Origin of the sequence: Arthrobacter sp. Bi26, from assembly GCF_918697925.1 — a bacterium.
In the GTDB taxonomy this organism is placed as follows: domain Bacteria; phylum Actinomycetota; class Actinomycetes; order Actinomycetales; family Micrococcaceae; genus Arthrobacter.
Map to the genome: position 1 here is coordinate 52,553 of NZ_CAKKMF010000017.1, position 16,041 is coordinate 68,593.

Consider the following 16,041-nt stretch of genomic DNA (forward strand, 5'->3'; position numbering starts at 1 on the left):
AGGAACTGTTCCGCGGGCTTGTACTTTTAGGGGTTCGCCTGTGCTGTGGCCATTTCCGCTGGCGGAAACTTTACCGTCCTGGGCGGTTCTGATCCTGACGGTGATCGACTTCGCCATCCGCGTGCTGGTCCTGGGCATCATCCCAGGGAACCGGCGGCCCACCACCGCGATGGCGTGGCTGCTGGGCATCTTCATTGTGCCCATCCTTGGGCTGGCCCTGTTCCTGCTGTTTGGCAACTTCCGGCTCTCCCGCCGGCGCCGTGCCCAACAGGACGCTGTCAACACCCGGATCCGGGCCGGGACGTCCGACCTGGAAGAAGTCGAAAGCCGCTACGACGGACCCGAATGGGTGGCCTCCGCCGCTGAACTGAACAAGACGCTGGGCTCGCTGCCAATGGTGGACGGCAACAGCGTGGAGCTGCTGCCCGGCTACCCCGACTCCATCAAGGCGATGGCCGCGGCCGTCCGCGGCGCCAAATCCTTCGTCAACGCCGAGTTCTACATCATGAGCACCGACCACGTCACGGACGATCTGTTCACCGCAATGGAAGAGGCGGCGGAGCGCGGCGTCGAGGTCCGCGTCCTGTTCGACCACCTCGGCAGCCTTCGCATCAAGGGCTACAAGCAGCTCAAGGCCCGGCTCAACGCCAGCAAGATCCGCTGGCGGCCCATGCTGCCGCTGAACCCGTTGCAGGGGCAGTGGCGGCGGCCGGATCTCCGCAACCACCGCAAGATCATGGTGATCGACGGCGAGATCGCCTTCACGGGATCCCAGAACCTGATCGAGCCGTCCTACAACAACCCCAAGCACCGCAAAGTGGGCCGCGAATGGGTGGAGCTCATGGCCTGCATGCGCGGGCCGATTGTCACCACGCTGAACGTAGCCTTCGCGACCGACTGGCTCAGCGAAACCGACGAATCCCTTGAAGGGCAGCTGGAACACCGGCCCGAGCCCCACGCCGGAAACATCACGGCGCAGGTGGTCCCCAGCGGCCCGGGTTTTGTCACCGAGAACAACCTGCGGCTGTTCAACACCCTCATTTATTCGGCGCAGCACAGGATCTCGCTCTGCAGCCCCTATTTCGTCCCGGACGACTCGCTGCTCTACGCGGTGACCACGGCGGCGCAGCGCGGCGTCGAGGTGGAACTGTTCGTCTCGGAAAAGGGCGACCAGTTCCTGGTCCACCACGCGCAGCAGTCGTACTACCAGGCCCTGCTCGAGGCAGGCGTGCGGATCTACCTCTACAAGGCGCCGTTCGTGCTGCACGCCAAGCACTTCACCATCGATGACGAGGTTGCCGTGCTGGGCTCCAGCAACATGGACATGCGCTCCTTCTCGTTGAACCTCGAGGTCTCCGTGATGCTCCTCGGCGAGGACATCGTGCAGAGGATCCGCGCCGTGGAGGACACATACCGGAGCATTTCGCACGAACTCCTGCTGGAGGACTGGATGAAACGGCCCATGAAGGCCAAGTACGTGGACAATGTGGCAAGGCTGAGCGCAACCCTGCAGTAGTCCGGCCGCCGGCGGGGCAGCCTTGGGGAACGTCAGCCTTGGGGGAATTCGGCACCGAGCGCCGAGAGCACGCCGAACGCCTTGGCCCGGACTTCCTCGTACTCCTCCTGCGGGGACGAGTCGGCGGTGACGGCGCCGCCGACGCCGAGACTCACGTCGGCGGTGCCGTCGCCCAGGGCGCTGATCACGAGGGTCCGGATCGCCACGGAGAGGTCGGCGGCCCCGTTCAGGGAGAAGTAGCCGATCGCGCCGGAGTACACGCCCCGCGGCGCGGCCTCCAGCCGGTCCAGGATGGCCATGGTGCTGACCTTCGGGGCGCCGGTCATCGAGCCGGCGGGGAAACAGGCGGCGACCGCCTCGGCCCGCGGCAGTCCGGGCCGCAGCCGGGCATCGATGGTGCTCACCATCTGGTGCACGGTGGCGTAGCTCTCGATCGCACACAGCCGGCTGACGGCCACCGAGCCCGGGACGGCGAAATGGCTGAGGTCGTTGCGCAGCAGGTCCACGATCATGATGTTTTCCGCGCGGTCCTTGGCCGAGGACTCCAGTTCTTCCCGCAGGGCAGCGTCCGCGCCCGGTTCCGCGTCCCGGCGGCGCGTGCCCTTGATCGGTTCGGCCCGCATCCTGCCGTCCGCGGCAATCCGCAGGAAGCGCTCCGGCGACGTGCTCGCCACGGCGAGCTCGCCGAACCGCAAATAGCTGGCGAAGGGGGCCGGGTTGCGGCGCCGCAGGTCCAGGTAGGTCGGCCACGGATCCATCCCCTGAGAGCCCGCAGGCGAGGCAGCGGTGAGCGCCGTGGTCAGGCAGACCTCGTACGTATTGCCTTCCGCAATCTCACGCTGGGCCTCAGTGACCTTTGCCTTGTAGCCGGCTTCCGTGTCCCGTGCAGTGAAACGCGGGGCAGCCAGTTGCCGGGCACTGAACGTGGACGTGGACGTGGACGGCGCGGATGCGGGCGCCGATGCGGCCGCGGCGACGGCCGCGCGGGCCGCCTCGAGCCAGTCTCCGGCGTCGGGCGCGTCCAGGGTCAGCAGCCAGGCTGTGCCCTCGGCGTGGTCAAGGACCACGGCGCGGCCGGCGAAGATCAGGCAGGCGTCCGGGGTGGCGGCGGCCACGTCATTGCCACCGGTTTCGCGTTTGAGCTCATAGCCGAGGTACCCGAGCCAGCCCAGGGTGAACTCGCACGGGTAGGCCTCGGGCGCATGGAGCGCCCGGCGCCCCCAAACGCCGTCGAGCCAGCGGAAGAACGGGCCGTCGGTGGACGCTGTGGCGTGGCCCGTAGTGACACGGGTCCGTCCGGAACTGTGCCGGACGGCCTGGCCGAAGCGGCCGCCGTCGTCGGCCAGGATGCTGAAGCGGCTGCGCTCCGCGGCCTCCGGGGCGAGGCCTGCCGGGTCGAGGGAGGAGTCGAGCCATACGGCGTTGGCCGAATCGCCGAAAAGCGCCGCAAACAGCTGCTCGGCCTCGGGCTGGGCGTCGATCCGTTCGGCCAGCAGCTGCAGGCCGCGCCGGGCGGCGCGTTCAGGCAGCAGGGCGGGGGCGACGGCCGGGATGTACTGGAGGGCCTGGAGGACGTCGTCGGGGGCGGTGCCGTCCGCACGGTTAAGTACGTGCACATCCGCGCGGGCCGGGACGTCGTCGGCCGCCAGCCACTCCGCTTCCTGGGCCGCCCACTGGTCCCAAAACGGTTCGTAGGTGTCGCCGTCCCGGGCCAGTGCCCTGGCCCGGCGGTCGTCGTCGGAGGAGTCCGCCCAGATCACGGCGTCCAGCAGGGGGAGTGCCGCCGCTGCGGCGGCGCCGACGCCCTCCACCAGGACGATTTCGGCAGGGCGGGTGGTGCGCGCATCGCCGTCGTAGTGCCGCTCCCAGTCCCAGCTGACCCATTCCGCGCTCTCCCCGCGCCGCAAGGGCGAGAGCACGGTGGTGACATAGCGTTCAATCCCGGCGGCGAGCCCGTTCCAGCCCGGATAGATGTCCTCGAGGTGGAAGAGCGAGACTTTGTGGTGTTCCCTGAGCCGCGCCGCCAGTTCGATGGCCAGAGTGGTCTTGCCGGAGCCGGACCGTCCGTCGATTGCGATGATGACGGGTGCGGGGCTCATGAAATAGAGCGTACCCGCTGACCTTCGCTGCCGTGATGTTGCCCGTTCTGGCGCTGAAGCTCGGTGCGCACGTGCTGCACGATCCCCGGAACTGAGGCCCGGATGAGGTTCCAGGTGGTGTCGAAGTCGGTGTGGCCGCCGTACCACGGGTCCTCGATGCCCTGCTCCAGCGGGTCCTTGTCTGCCACGGCGGGGTCGAAGCTGCGGAGCATGAGGATCTTGGCCAGGGATTCCTGGTCCGGTGCTGCCTGCCGCAGCCAGCCGTAGTGGTCGACGTCGAGGGCCAGGATCAGCTCCCGGTTTGCGAACCATTCGGGCCGCCATTCGCGCGCCACGTGGCGGTCCGATGCGATGTTGTGGGCTGTGAGTTTGCGCGCGGCCCGGGGATCGATGGGCCGGCCGGCCTCATACGCGGTGGTGCCGGCGGAATCGACCACGGCCCCGGTGAGGTGCCCGGCCCGGAATGCCTCCGCCAGCATGAGTTCGGCCATCGGAGACCGGCAAATGTTTCCGGTGCAGACCGCGATGATCCGGTACTGGCTCGACATTGAGGTCATAGCTAAGCATGAACGATCCCGGGCCTGTTGGCTAGCTGGCCCCCGCGAAGTATTACAACAAATGTCAACCGATATTCAATTTTTGTCACGCCCTCCCGTCGGCGGGCGCATCGCGGGCTGCCGGGCCGAGCCCAAGGTGCCGGACCAGCGCGTCGAGGACCGGCAGCTGGCCCTTGACCAGCCTGGACCGGGCTTCGGGCTCGGCGGTCCATTCGGCGCGGTCGATTTCGGGGAAACTGCTGATCGTGCCGGATCCTCTCGGCCACTCCAGCGTGAAGGTGTTGCTCACGATTCGTTCCGGCTGAAAGTCCGATTCGGCCGTGAAGACCGTGATGATCTTGCCGGAGGGCTGGCGGAAGTCGCCGAGCCGTTGGTAGTCGGCAGCGGGTGCCGGGGTGCCGATTTCCTCCGCAAATTCGCGGTGCGCAGCCGTCAGCGGGTCCTCGTCGGCCGGGTACTCACCCTTGGGGATGGACCAGCCTTGAGCTTCCTTGCGGGCCCAGAACGGTCCGCCCATGTGCGCTATCCAGACCTCAAGCTGCTGAGCGCTGCCGGAGTGGGGCGGCGCGCCGCTGGGCGGGGATGCACTTCCTAGCCGGTACAGCAGAATGCCGGCGCTCCGAACGGTCATGGCTCCTCCTGCCCCAAGGCTATGCCCCCGGCCCGGAATCAGGCCCGCGATCAGGCCGCTGGCCCCCACAGCGCCTTGCGGAGCAGCCCCTTGAGTGTGGCGATCTCCGTGGCGCTGAGGCCGGCCAGGGCGGCGGATTCCGCGTCCCGCGCCGCCGCCTCGGCCCGCCGGAAGACCGCTGCCCCCTCCGGGGTCGAGGAGACGATCTTGGCGCGCCGGTCCAGCTTCCCGGGCGCCCGGATCACCAGCCCGCGCTGCTCCAGCTCATCGATCAGGGCGACAATCTGGCTCGGGTCCAGGCTGAGGAATTCGGCCATCTCTCGCTGGGTTGGTTCCAGCTCGCTGTTGGCCAGGGCCAGCACCGAATACGAGCGCTCCTTGAGATCGAACGCGGCCAGTGCGTGGTTGTTCAGGACCGACCCGCCGGCATGCAGCTTGGCCAGCAGGAAGCCCGCGTCCTGGCTGATGGTCGCCGCCATGAGCTTCTCCGCCGGCTCGCTGCCCGGCTTGTCGTCAACTTCGGTCGCCATGCCCAACTCCAATAGTCCAAAAAATAAATCGTTGACTTTTTCAACTATCCATATTTTCATGGATACAGAACAGCATCCCATGCCGCGGGGCCGGATGCACAAGGCAGCTAGCAAAGGAGCGGCAATGAGCCTGTCAGGAAAAGTAGCAATCGTCACCGGAAGCGGACGGGGCCTCGGCCTAGCCTACGCCCGGGAACTGGCCCGCCAGGGCGCCGCCGTCGTCGTCAACGATGTGGACGCCGGCGTCGCCGCCGATGCCGTCCGGACGATTCAGTCCGACGGCGGCCGCGCAGCCGCCGTCGTGGCCCCGGTGGGCAGCTCCGACGTCGCCAAGCAGCTGGTGCAGGCGGCCGTCACGGAGTTCGGCCGGCTGGACATCCTGGTCACCAACGCCGGCATCCTGCGCGACAAGAGCCTGCTGAAGATGACCGACGAGGACTTCGACGCCGTGATCAACGTCCACCTGCGCGGCACCTTCACCTGCGCCCGGGAGGCGTTCGGCCACTTCAAGGAGCACGGCATTGCCGGCCGCATCATCACCATCGGCTCCCCGACCGGCCAGCGCGGCAACTTCGGCCAGACCAACTACGCCGCCGCGAAGGCCGGGATCGTGGGCATGGTGCGCACCTGGGCCCTGGAAATGAAGAAGGCAGGCGTCACCGCCAACGCCGTCATTCCCGTGGCCGCCACGGCCATGACCAAGACCGTCCCGTACTTCCAGAAGGCTGTCGAGGCCGATGAGCGCGGCGAGGCGATGCCGGCCTTCTTCCGCCACGACCTCGGCTTTGGTACGGCCGACGACGTTGCCGGGCTGGTGGCCTTCCTCGCCTCCGACGCTGCCGCAGGCGTCACCGGCCAGGCGATCGGCGCCGGCGGCGACCGGCTGCAGCTCTGGACCCACCCCGAGGCCGCCGCCACCGAGTACCGCGAGGGCGGCTGGGGCTACCAGGACCTCGTGGACAACTTCGGCGCGCTCTTCGGGGACAAGCTGCAAAGCGTGGGCGAGGACTTCCTGCCGCTGCCGGCGGACCTGCAGCCGGCGCAGCCCGCACCCTCGCAGGCGGCACCGGCCGCAGTAACGGCACAGGTCCGCTGAGATGGCCGCGCAGCGCTACGAACTCGGCATCGACGCCGCCGCCCTGGATGCGATCGACATGCACGTCCACCTCGAAGTGGACGGCCACGGCCACGAATCCCTTCCTGCGGCCCTGACCGAGGCCTCCGCCAAGTACTTCAAGGCCGAGGACCGCAGCCCCTCGCTGGACCGGATTGCCGAGGTCTACCGCGAACTGAACATGGCCGCCGTCGTCTTCACCGTCGACGCCCGGACCCAGCTCAAGCACGAGCCCAACAGCATCCCCGAACTCATCGCCGGCGCAGCCCGGAACAACGACGTCCTGATCCCCTTCGGCAGCGTCGACCCCCGGACCGGCACCGATGCCATCGAGGGCGCCAAGCACCAGGCCGTGGACCTCGGCGCCCGCGGCTTCAAGTTCCATCCGAGCCTGCAGGGCTTCGACCCTTCCAGCGAGCAGTTCTACCCGCTCTGGGAAACCCTCCAGGAGCTGGGCCTGCCGGCCATCTTCCACACCGGCCAGAACGGCATGGGCGCCGGTCTCCCCGGCGGCTACGGCATCAAGCTGGCCTATTCCAACCCGCTCCTGCTCGACGCCGTGGCCGCGGACTTCCCGGAACTGCAGATCATCATGGCCCACCCCTCGGTGCCGTGGCAGGACGAGGCCAACTCGATCGCCACGCACAAGGCGAACGTTTTCATCGACCTCTCCGGCTGGTCTCCGAAGTACTTCCCCGAGTCCCTGGTCCGCATGGCCAACTCGGTCCTGCAGGACAAGGTCCTCTTTGGCACCGACTTCCCGCTCATCACGCCGCAGAAATGGCTGGGCGCCTTCGCGGACCTGCCGCTCAAGGACGAGGTTCGGCCCAAGATCCTCAAGGACAACGCTGTCCGCCTGCTCGGGCTCGGTGGCTGAGGTGTCCGTGGAAACCGCCCCCCAGAAGACAGCGCAGGAGCGCCTCTACAGCGTGTGCGACTACTACGATGCCGAATCCCTCCTCACGGACGGGGAGCGGAAAGTGCTGGGGCGGCTGCGGGAGTTCCTGGACACCCAGGCCCGCCCGCTCCTGGCCGACTACTGGGAGCGCGGCGAGTTCCCGGACCAGCTGGCCCGGCCGCTGACCGATCTGGACCTCATGGAACCGGCGGAACTGACCGGCGCTCCGGGTGCAGAGCCGGTACCCGCCCGGGGAATCTACCAGGGGTTCCGGATCTTCGAACTCGCCCGGACGGACGCCTCGCTGGCCACCTGGTACACGGCCCAGGCCGGGCTGTTCCGGACCGCCATCCGGGTCGGCGCCTCCGCGGAACAACAGGCCGAGTGGATGCCCAGGGTCATCGACTTCTCGCTCAAGGGCGTCTTCTCGCTGACCGAGCCGGAGTCCGGCTCGGACATCGCCGGGGGACTCGCGACCACCGCCCGCAGGGAGCCCGGCCCGGACGGCGACACCTGGGTCCTGGACGGCGCCAAGCGCTGGATCGGCGGCGCGGCAACGGCCGACGTCCTGGCCGTTTTCGCCCGGGACGTCGCCGACGGGCAGGTCAAGGCCTTCCTCGTGGACCGCGAGGCCGCCGGCGTGACCCTGGAGAAGATCCGCGGCAAGACCGCGCTGCGGATGATGCAGAACGCCCACATCACCCTCGACGGCGTCCGCGTTCCCGAGGCCAGGCGGCTCCACAACGTGAACTCGTTCCGGGACGTGGCCGCGATGCTGCGGGCCATGCGCTCGGACGTCGCGTGGATCGCCACCGGCATCCAGGCCGGGGCCTTCGAAGCGGCACTGAAGTATGTCACCCAGCGGCAGCAGTTCGGCCGCCCGCTGGGCTCCTTCCAGCTCGTCCAGGAGAAGCTCGCCCGGATGCTGGGAAACCTGACCTCGTCGCTGTCCCTCGTGGTCCGGCTGACCGAACAGCAGGCCAAGGGCATCTACCGCGACCAGGACTCAGCCCTGGCCAAGATGCAGACCTCCCTGCTGATGCGCGAAACCGTAGCCCTGGCCCGCGAAGTGGTGGGCGGCAACGGCATCACGCTCGCGTCCGACGTCGCGCGGTTCCATGCCGATGCCGAGGCCGTCTATTCCTACGAGGGCACCCACGAGATCAATGCCCTGATCGTCGGCCGCGCCCTCACCGGCGAAAGCGCCTTCACCCGCTGACGCCCTTCACCCGCTGACGACGGCGCGTCCCGCCGCCGTCGTTCGACTCATCCCAACCATCACAGGAGCCAAAGATGCCCAACCTCGTCGTCGACTTCGACAAACTGCTCACCCTCGCCGGCACCGACCTCGGTGTCACCGACTACCGCGAAATCACCCAGGAACAGATCAACAAGTTCGCCGACGCCACGGGCGATGATCAGTGGATCCACGTGGACCCGGAACGCGCCAAGGACGGCCCCTTCGGCGCCCCGATCGCCCACGGCTTCCTCACGCTCTCGCTCATCATCCCGTTCTGGGGCGAGCTTTTCGACGTCGACGGCGTCACCACCAAGGTCAACTACGGCCTCGACAAGGTCCGCTTCACCTCGCCGGTCAAGGTGGGTTCACGCATCCGCATGCGGGCCACCATCGCAGAAGTCACCGAGGTCAAGGGCGGCGCCCAGATCAAGGTGGCCAACACGATCGAGATCGAAGGCCAGGAGCGCCCGGCCGTCGTGGCCGAGTTCCTCGCCCGCTTCTACAAGTAAGCCGCCCCAGCCACTTCACCATCCCTCTGCCTCATCCCTCTGCCCACAAGGAACAACGATGTCCCAAATTTCGCAGTTGCAGGCCATGGACGCGGGTACGCGTCGCCGTGAAGCACGGACCGTCATTGCCTCCAGCTATCTCGGCAGCACCATCGAGTACTACGACTTCCTGCTCTACGCCACGGCCGCCGCCGTGGTCTTTCCCAAGGTGTTCTTCTCCGGCGCGGACGAGTGGGTGGGCGTGGTGGCCGCCTACGGGACCTTCGCCGCCGGCTATGTCGCGCGGCCCCTCGGCGGCATCATTTTCGGCCACTTCGGCGACAGGCTCGGACGCAAGAACATGCTGATCGTCTCGATGCTGGTCATGGGCATCGCCTCCACCCTGATCGGGCTGGTGCCAGGCGCCGCGGTGGCCGGCGCCTGGGGTGCCGTGATGCTCGTGTTCCTCCGCGTGTGCCAGGGCATTGCCGTGGGCGGGGAGTGGGGCGGTGCCGCCCTCATGGCGCTGGAGCATTCGGAATCGGGCAAGCGCGGCTTCGCGGCCTCGTTCGTCAACGCCGGCGCCCCCACCGGTGCGGTGCTGGGCACCCTGGTCATGGGCGCTTTCGCGGCCCTGCCCAACGAGCAGTTCCTGGCCTGGGGCTGGCGCGTGCCGTTCCTGCTGTCCTTCGTCCTCCTGGGCATCGGCATGTTCGTCCGGCTCAAGGTCTCCGAAAGCCCCATCTTCAAGGCGGCACTGGAGCAAGAGAAGGCCGAACAAGAGAAAGCCGAGCGGGAGCAGGCCGATCAGGACCACGCCCAGCCGCAGCGGAGGGCGCAGGGCAGCGCGCCGGTGCGCCGCGAGATTCCCCTCCTGCAGGTCCTGCGCCGGCCCAAGACCCTGATCTTCACCATGCTGGCCGGCGCTGCCGGGTTTGCGCTCCAGGTGGTGCTGGCCACGTTCTCCGTGACCTATGCCGTGTCCAAGGGCGCGGACCGGCAGGGCGTGCTCTACGCCTTCGCGGCAGCTTCGTTCGTATCCATCGCCTTCGTCATCATGGGCGGCCGGCTCTCCGACAAGCTGGGACGGCGGCCCGTGATGATCGGCGGCCTGGTGCTCTTCATCCTTTACCTCACGCCGATGTTCCAGCTCCTGTCCTCCAACAACATCGGGCTGATCTTCGTGGCATTCGCAGTCGGCCTCATGATCCACTCCACCCTGTTCGGCCCGCTCGCGGCCTTCGTGTCCGAGCAGTTCGGCACCACCTCGCGCTACACCGGCGCCTCGCTGGGCTACCAGCTCGCCACGCTCCTCGGCGCGGGATTTACACCGGGCATTGTGGCGCAGATCTTCAAGGATTCCGGACAGGACACCTCCTCCGTGGTCTGGTATCTGGCCATCATGTCCGTCGTGTCAATCGTCTTCATCCTGCTGACGCGCGAGCCCAAGAACAACGATCTGCAGGCTGTCGGGTCCTGACCGGCCCGCAGGCGCTACCGTCTAACTAGAAAGGACTTGCCGTGGAGAATTTTGGCATCGGCTCGTGGCTGCAACGGCGCCGCCCGAAGTCGGGCACCAAGAGCGCCGTCATCGCAGGGGACAGGGAGCTCAGCTACGCCCAGCTCGCGGATCGTTCCACCCGGCTCGCCAACGCCCTCCGGGACCGCGGCGTGGCCAAGGGCGACAGGGTGGCCTACCTGGGCGAAAACGATCCCTCCTTCCTGGAGACCCTCTTCGCCGCCGGCCTGGCCGGGGCGGTCTTCGTCCCGCTGAACACCCGGCTCGCGCCGCCCGAGATCCAGTTCCAGCTCCGGGACAGCGGCGCGGTCCTGCTGGTGCACTCGGCGGCGCTCGCGGTGCTCGCGGAACGCGGCTCGGCGGACACCGCGGTGGGTTCGCGGATCGTCGTAGAGGACCCCGCGGTTCCCGACGGCGGCGGAGCCGTGGTCGGGGGAACGGCCGGCGGAACCGCCGTGGAGGCGTTTGAGGCCGTGATCGCCTCCGGTGCGGTGCTGCCGCCGGACGAGCCCGTGGGCCTGGACGACGCGGCCATGATCCTTTACACCTCCGGAACCACCGGAAACCCCAAAGGCGCGCTCCTGACGCACGGCAACATCACGTGGAACTGCGTCAACGTACTGGTCGATTTCGACTTTTCCTCCACCGACGTCGCCCTCATGATCTCCCCGATGTTCCACGTCGCCTCCCTCGACATGGGCGTCCTGCCCACCCTCCTGAAGGGCGGCACGGTGGTCCTGGAGGCCAAGTTCGATCCGCGCCGGACGCTGGAGCTGATCGAGCGGCACCGCGCAACGACCATCAGTGGGGTGCCCACCACGTACCAGATGCTGTGTGAACATCCCGACTGGGACGCCACGGACCTCAGTTCGTTGAACAAACTGACGTGCGGAGGGTCCGCCGTGCCGATGCGGGTCCTGGAAGCCTACGAGCGGCGCGGACTGCGCTTCTCCAACGGCTACGGCATGACCGAGACGGCCCCGGGCGCCACCACACTGCCGGCGTCCCGGTCCAGGGACAAAGCCGGGTCCTCGGGCCTGCCGCATTTCTTCACCGATGTCCGGGTGGCCGATCCCCTGGACCCGGAGGCGGGCCCCGCCGCACCCGGAACCGTAGGGGAGATCCAGATCAAGGGTCCCAACGTTATCCACCAGTACTGGAACCGGCCCGAGGCCTCGGCGGATTCCTACACCGCGGACGGCTGGTTCAAATCCGGTGACATGGGCTACAAGGACCCGGACGGCTTCGTGTTCATCTCCGACCGGCTCAAGGACATGATCATTTCCGGCGGCGAGAACATCTACCCGGCCGAGGTGGAGCAGGCGATCGCCGAGCTCGACGCCGTCGGCAGTGTCGCGGTGATCGGCGTGCCGGACGAGAAATGGGGCGAGGTGCCGCGGGCCGTGGTGCTGCTGCGGGACGGGGCCCGGCTCACCGAGGAGCAGCTGCGCTCCCACCTGGAGGGCCGGCTGGCGCGGTACAAGATCCCCAAGTCCGTGGTCTTCGTGGACGAGATGCCCCGGACGGCCAGCGGCAAGATCCGGAAGGCAGACCTGAGGAAGCTGACGCCCGGGCACGTCTGACGGGGGCAGGGACGCCCCCGGCGCGAGTGGGCGAAGCACAAGGAAGGGCCGGGGGCTGCGTAACGCAGCCCCCGGCCTTTCCGTGTGTCGGGGAGGCGGGCGGCCGTTAATCGACCGTGAAGATCCTGATGACCACCCGCCCGGGCTGCCGTTCGCCCGTCCCTAGCATGAGGCGCGTATTCAGCCATTCCAGGGCCGGGGAGGCGCTGGTGAGCCGCGGCCAGCAGCGGAAGTAGATCTTTGATGGATCGACGGCGGCGCCGGAGTTCAGCAGTTCGATGTCCCCGGCGCTTCCGTGGCGCAGCGCTGAATTATGCACGAAGATCCGGTGGCCGTCGTCGGTTTCCAGGACGTACCGGGCGTCCAGCTCCGTCAGCGTGGCGCTCCGGAGGAGCTGGTAGTCCGCGCCGCCCGGGAGGACCCGCCCGTTCAGGGCCGGCCCGCTGACCGTTCCGCCCGTGATCGGGATGACGCGCCGGTGGCCCTCCGGCGTTGGCCCGACGTCGATCGGCTCGCCGACGGTGACCGAGAGTTCCGCGAGGAAGGTCAGCCCCGGGGCTTCTGGGGCTTCAGGCGATGGCGCGCTCACAGGATTCCAGCCGTCAGCCGGCTGGGGTTGTTAGCACCGAACAGTACGCTCTGCGTGGCCACCACCGCGTCGGTGGAGTCATAGGCCAGCTTGCCGGTGTTGAGGTTGCGGTCCCAGCGCGGGTGGCAGCTGGACGTGACCTGGACGCGGAGCCGCTCGCCGGGGGCAAAGGTGTAGGCCGTCTGCCAGAGATTTACGGTGTATTCATACGGCCGGCCGGGTTCGATCAGCGACGGCGCGTGGCCCGGCTGGTACAGCCCTGTCCCGGCGTGGCTTTCCCGCCAGGAGGCGCGGACAATGCCGTCGGCAAAGCCCAGGGATGTGCCGTCCGGAGCGACCCGGCAGAGCCGCACCACGAAGTCCGTGTCCACGGCGGTGGAAGACGCAAAGAACGTGGCGCTGACCTCGCCGAACAGGGTGACCGGCTCCTCGAACGCCTCTGAGGTAAAGGTGAGGACGTCGGCGCGGGACTCCACGGCGTGCTGCATGGCTGGGCCCGCGGGAAAGACCCCGTGGATCATGGTGGCGCCGCCCGCGGTGGGGACCGGGTCCAGGGGGTCGTAGTCGTATTCGACGGAGCCGCCGGATCCCGGAGTGTCCTGCAGCGACCCGTCCGCGCCGAAGAACCAGGAGCGGTGGCTGCGGGGCGAAGGCAACTCATCAAAGCCGCGCCACTGGTTTTCGCCCATGAAGTAGAGCAGCACAGCCGGGACGTTGTGAAGCCGCTCGGGTTCGTCCTTGAGCACGGCGTCGAACCAGGCCGTCTGGAGCCCGGAAAGATCCCCCAGGCCGTTCATCATCCCCCCGGCCGCGCTCAGTCCGAAGCTCACCTCGGGGTAGCTGCCGGAGAAGATCGTGTGGGCCCACGGGCCCACGACAAGCCGGGGCGCAGGTGCAGCCCCCGTTCGGCTGTGCTCGAGCTGCATCGCGTACTGGGAGAGGGTGCTGGGGCAGAAGATGTCGAACCAGCCGCCGATGTGCAGTGTAGGCAGTGACACCGGCTTGATGGATGCTTCGTCCCACAGGCGCGTGAAACTGTTGCCCGGCGATTCTCCGGCCGAAGGAAGGACATGGCGGTTCATGAATGTGCCAAGCTGTGCCGAGAGTTCCCGCAGCGGCAGGGTGTCGAAGGCGCTGCCGTCGGAAAATGAGCGGTCCAGATCCAGCCACGCCTGGAATTCCTTGCCCAGCAGTTCCGGGTCGCCCGCATATTCGCGGAGGAGTTCGTTGGCTGAGATAGAGGCGTGGCCCCAGCTGAACCGGCTGCCGAGCTCGTAGGCGCCGCCGCGGTACAGGGAGCCGTTGTTCGCGTTGGCCCCGGCGGAGATTCCGAGCGAGAGGGCCGCGAGGCCGTTTGGAGCCAGGGACGCTGCCCGCCACTGTGTCTCCGCGAAGTAGGACCGGCCCCACATCCCCACGGCACCGTTGGAGTACGGCAGCAGTGCAGCCCACTCGACAGTTGCGGCGCCGTCGGACGCTTCATTGGCGGACGGGTCGAAGACCCCGTCGGAACCGAAGCGCCCGCGGCAGTCCTGCATGATGACCACGTAGCCCGCGGCCGCGACGGTTGCGGGGTTGAAGTAGGCGGAGTTGACGGAGAGGTCGCGTCCGTAGGGCGTCCTGGTCAGCAGCACCGGGCACGGTTCCCCGTCCGCCGGGCGGTACACCGTGGATCGCAGGATGGTGCCATCCGGCATCCGGGTTTCGACGTCTTGTTCAATTAGCACGGGTTTTAGCGCGGGGCGCGGTGTCACGGAAGGGTTCCTCACTGCTTTGGTCAGGGACTGTGGTGTGTTCGAGGGCTGTGGGTTGTTCGGGAAGTGCGGAGGGGAGCGGCCAGATGCTGCCCGGCCGCCCCCTCCGCACTGTCCGGGAATCAGGATCTAGGCGTTCGCGGATTCCCTGGTACCCAGCGCCTCGGTGGGGACGTTGTAGGTTTCCTTGACCCAGATGGCGGTCACGGCTGCCGAAGCAAGGCAGCAGGCCGCGGTGAAGGCGGCCACGGGAATCCACCCGGTGGGGCCGGGTTGGACAATGGCCGCGGCGATGGCCGGCGCGAAGCCGGTGACAACGAGGCCCAGCTGCGAGGCCGTGGCGGCACCGGAGTAGCGGATCTTCGTCGGGAACATTTCGGCCGTCATGGCCGGGCCCAGCGGGTTGACCATCCCGTAGCCGACGGTCATAAAGAGGATCCCGCTGGCGAAGATCAGCGGTATGGACGCGGTGCTGATGGACCAGAAGTAGGCGAAGGCGGCCACGGCGCAAATGATGTTGCCGGTGATGAAGACCGGCTTGCGGCCGATCCGGTCGGCCAGGATGCCGGCATAGGGCTGGGCGATGATGCCCAGGGCGGCCGTGGCGATGGTGACCCCGAGCATGACAGCGGACGGGATTCCGAATTTTCCGGTCGCGTAGGCCAGCCCGAAGGCCGCGAAGACCGACGACACCACGCTCCAGAGCCCAAAGAAGATGACTTTGACGATGGTGCGCCAGTGATCGCGGAGGACCACCTTGATGGGCAGTTCCTTCTCGGTTTCCGCTTCCTTCGTGGCTTCGAACACCTCGGATTCGGGCAACCGGAGGCGGATCCAGAGGCCGACGGCGACCACCAGGATGCTGGCGAGGAACGGCAGCCGCCATCCCCAGCTGAGCAGGTCCTCCTGCGGGAGCAGGGACACTGCCAGGAAAGCCAAAGAGGCGAGCATGATCCCGGCGACGGCGCCGGTGTTGACCCAGCTGCTGTAGAAGGCCCGCTTGTTGCTGGGGGCATGTTCCATGGTCATGGTGACGGCGCCGACGGATTCGCCGGCGGCGGAGGCACCCTGAAGTGCGCGCAGGACGACCAGGAGGACCGGGGCGGCCGCACCGATGGCGGATGCCGGCGGCAGGCAGCCGATGAGGAAGGTGGCCACGCCCATGACCACGAGCGTCAGGACCAGCATCTGACGGCGTCCGAGGCGGTCGCCATAGTGGCCGATGACGCTGGCCGCGAGAGGGCGGATGACGTAGCCGATGCCGATGGTGGCCATGGACAGGATAGTGCCGAGGGCGGGATCGATGCCGGGGAAAAAGATCTTGTTGAAGATCAGGGCGGACGCCGAACCGTAGATGAAGAAGTCGTAGTACTCCAGGGTGCTGCCGATGAAGCTGGCGGTGGCGGCGCGGCGGGCATGTTTGGTTCCCTCGGGGGAAACGGGGCGGGCCTGGTCCGCGGGCGGCGTCAACGGCGTCGGCGGAACGATGGGACCAGCGGTCATTGCGGATCTCCTAGGTGGGC

14 protein-coding genes are annotated in these 16,041 nt (G+C 67.8%); 7 read left to right on the forward strand and 7 right to left on the reverse strand.

Translation table 11 applies throughout. The features are described 5' to 3' along the window. The first annotated feature begins 43 nt into the window (after nucleotides 1-43). Complete coding sequence (cls, locus tag LQV16_RS06700) at nucleotides 44-1,516, forward strand: cardiolipin synthase (protein ID WP_229993143.1); 1,473 nt, start codon at nucleotides 44-46, stop codon at nucleotides 1,514-1,516. 32 nt (nucleotides 1,517-1,548) lie between these two features. Here the strand turns inward: cls and pabB are convergent, their stop codons facing one another. The 4 genes from pabB to LQV16_RS06720 all read right to left on the reverse strand — a co-directional run bounded on the left by pabB (nucleotide 1,549) and on the right by LQV16_RS06720 (nucleotide 5,333). Next, complete coding sequence (pabB, locus tag LQV16_RS06705) at nucleotides 1,549-3,615, reverse strand: aminodeoxychorismate synthase component I (RefSeq protein WP_229993129.1); 2,067 nt, start codon at nucleotides 3,613-3,615, stop codon at nucleotides 1,549-1,551. Further along, complete coding sequence (locus LQV16_RS06710) at nucleotides 3,612-4,172, reverse strand: low molecular weight protein-tyrosine-phosphatase (RefSeq protein ID WP_229993130.1); 561 nt, start codon at nucleotides 4,170-4,172, stop codon at nucleotides 3,612-3,614. Before LQV16_RS06710 ends, pabB begins: the two co-directional genes overlap by 4 nt. A gap of 85 nt (nucleotides 4,173-4,257) precedes the next feature. After that, a complete protein-coding gene (locus tag LQV16_RS06715) occupies nucleotides 4,258-4,803 on the reverse strand; it encodes an NUDIX domain-containing protein (protein WP_229993131.1) in 546 nt (181 codons plus the stop codon). Between the two features lie 50 nt (nucleotides 4,804-4,853). Next, on the reverse strand, nucleotides 4,854-5,333 hold the full coding sequence (locus LQV16_RS06720) for a MarR family transcriptional regulator (protein ID WP_229993132.1): 480 nt from the start codon (nucleotides 5,331-5,333) through the stop codon (nucleotides 4,854-4,856). Nucleotides 5,334-5,457: 124 nt separating this feature from the next. Here LQV16_RS06720 and LQV16_RS06725 point away from each other — a divergent pair, with 124 nt between their 5' ends. The 6 genes from LQV16_RS06725 (at nucleotide 5,458) to LQV16_RS06750 (ending at nucleotide 12,175) form a co-directional block, all read left to right on the forward strand. Continuing rightward, nucleotides 5,458-6,429 carry an SDR family NAD(P)-dependent oxidoreductase gene (locus LQV16_RS06725; RefSeq protein ID WP_229993133.1) on the forward strand — a complete coding sequence of 324 codons (972 nt, stop codon included), beginning with the start codon at nucleotides 5,458-5,460 and terminating at the stop codon, nucleotides 6,427-6,429. 1 nt (nucleotide 6,430) lies between these two features. Further along, nucleotides 6,431-7,324 carry an amidohydrolase family protein gene (locus LQV16_RS06730; protein ID WP_229993134.1) on the forward strand — a complete coding sequence of 298 codons (894 nt, stop codon included), beginning with the start codon at nucleotides 6,431-6,433 and terminating at the stop codon, nucleotides 7,322-7,324. A 7-nt stretch (nucleotides 7,325-7,331) separates the two neighbouring features. Further along, complete coding sequence (locus LQV16_RS06735; protein ID WP_229993135.1) at nucleotides 7,332-8,564, forward strand: acyl-CoA dehydrogenase family protein; 1,233 nt, start codon at nucleotides 7,332-7,334, stop codon at nucleotides 8,562-8,564. A 74-nt stretch (nucleotides 8,565-8,638) separates the two neighbouring features. Continuing rightward, the gene (locus tag LQV16_RS06740; protein WP_018774069.1) at nucleotides 8,639-9,094 is read left to right on the forward strand and encodes a MaoC family dehydratase; all 456 of its coding nucleotides are present in this window, start codon (nucleotides 8,639-8,641) and stop codon (nucleotides 9,092-9,094) included. 58 nt (nucleotides 9,095-9,152) lie between these two features. Next, nucleotides 9,153-10,553, forward strand: a complete 1,401-nt coding sequence (locus tag LQV16_RS06745) for an MFS transporter (protein ID WP_229993136.1) — start codon at nucleotides 9,153-9,155, stop codon at nucleotides 10,551-10,553. Nucleotides 10,554-10,594: 41 nt separating this feature from the next. Then, the gene (locus LQV16_RS06750; RefSeq protein ID WP_229993137.1) at nucleotides 10,595-12,175 is read left to right on the forward strand and encodes a long-chain fatty acid--CoA ligase; all 1,581 of its coding nucleotides are present in this window, start codon (nucleotides 10,595-10,597) and stop codon (nucleotides 12,173-12,175) included. Between the two features lie 106 nt (nucleotides 12,176-12,281). On the opposite strand, the gene LQV16_RS06755 is transcribed toward LQV16_RS06750, so the two are convergent. The 3 genes from LQV16_RS06755 to LQV16_RS06765 all read right to left on the reverse strand — a co-directional run bounded on the left by LQV16_RS06755 (nucleotide 12,282) and on the right by LQV16_RS06765 (nucleotide 16,021). Further along, complete coding sequence (locus LQV16_RS06755) at nucleotides 12,282-12,764, reverse strand: DUF3237 domain-containing protein (protein WP_229993138.1); 483 nt, start codon at nucleotides 12,762-12,764, stop codon at nucleotides 12,282-12,284. Beyond that, a complete protein-coding gene (locus LQV16_RS06760; RefSeq protein ID WP_229993139.1) occupies nucleotides 12,761-14,491 on the reverse strand; it encodes a CocE/NonD family hydrolase in 1,731 nt (576 codons plus the stop codon). Before LQV16_RS06760 ends, LQV16_RS06755 begins: the two co-directional genes overlap by 4 nt. 156 nt (nucleotides 14,492-14,647) lie before the next feature. Next, nucleotides 14,648-16,021: an MFS transporter gene (locus LQV16_RS06765; protein WP_229993140.1), complete on the reverse strand. Its 1,374-nt coding sequence runs from the start codon at nucleotides 16,019-16,021 to the stop codon at nucleotides 14,648-14,650. Nucleotides 16,022-16,041 lie beyond the last annotated feature (20 nt).

What these genes read in the sequence shown, in the direction of transcription:
- pabB (WP_229993129.1), bottom strand. Translation starts at nt 3,615, where the DNA reads ATGAGCCCCGCACCCGTCATCATCGCAATCGACGGACGGTCCGGCTCC.
- LQV16_RS06710 (WP_229993130.1), bottom strand. Translation starts at nt 4,172, where the DNA reads ATGACCTCAATGTCGAGCCAGTACCGGATCATCGCGGTCTGCACCGGA.
- LQV16_RS06715 (WP_229993131.1), bottom strand. Translation starts at nt 4,803, where the DNA reads ATGACCGTTCGGAGCGCCGGCATTCTGCTGTACCGGCTAGGAAGTGCA.
- LQV16_RS06720 (WP_229993132.1), bottom strand. Translation starts at nt 5,333, where the DNA reads ATGGCGACCGAAGTTGACGACAAGCCGGGCAGCGAGCCGGCGGAGAAG.
- LQV16_RS06725 (WP_229993133.1), top strand. Translation starts at nt 5,458, where the DNA reads ATGAGCCTGTCAGGAAAAGTAGCAATCGTCACCGGAAGCGGACGGGGC.
- LQV16_RS06730 (WP_229993134.1), top strand. Translation starts at nt 6,431, where the DNA reads ATGGCCGCGCAGCGCTACGAACTCGGCATCGACGCCGCCGCCCTGGAT.
- LQV16_RS06740 (WP_018774069.1), top strand. Translation starts at nt 8,639, where the DNA reads ATGCCCAACCTCGTCGTCGACTTCGACAAACTGCTCACCCTCGCCGGC.
- LQV16_RS06745 (WP_229993136.1), top strand. Translation starts at nt 9,153, where the DNA reads ATGTCCCAAATTTCGCAGTTGCAGGCCATGGACGCGGGTACGCGTCGC.
- LQV16_RS06765 (WP_229993140.1), bottom strand. Translation starts at nt 16,021, where the DNA reads ATGACCGCTGGTCCCATCGTTCCGCCGACGCCGTTGACGCCGCCCGCG.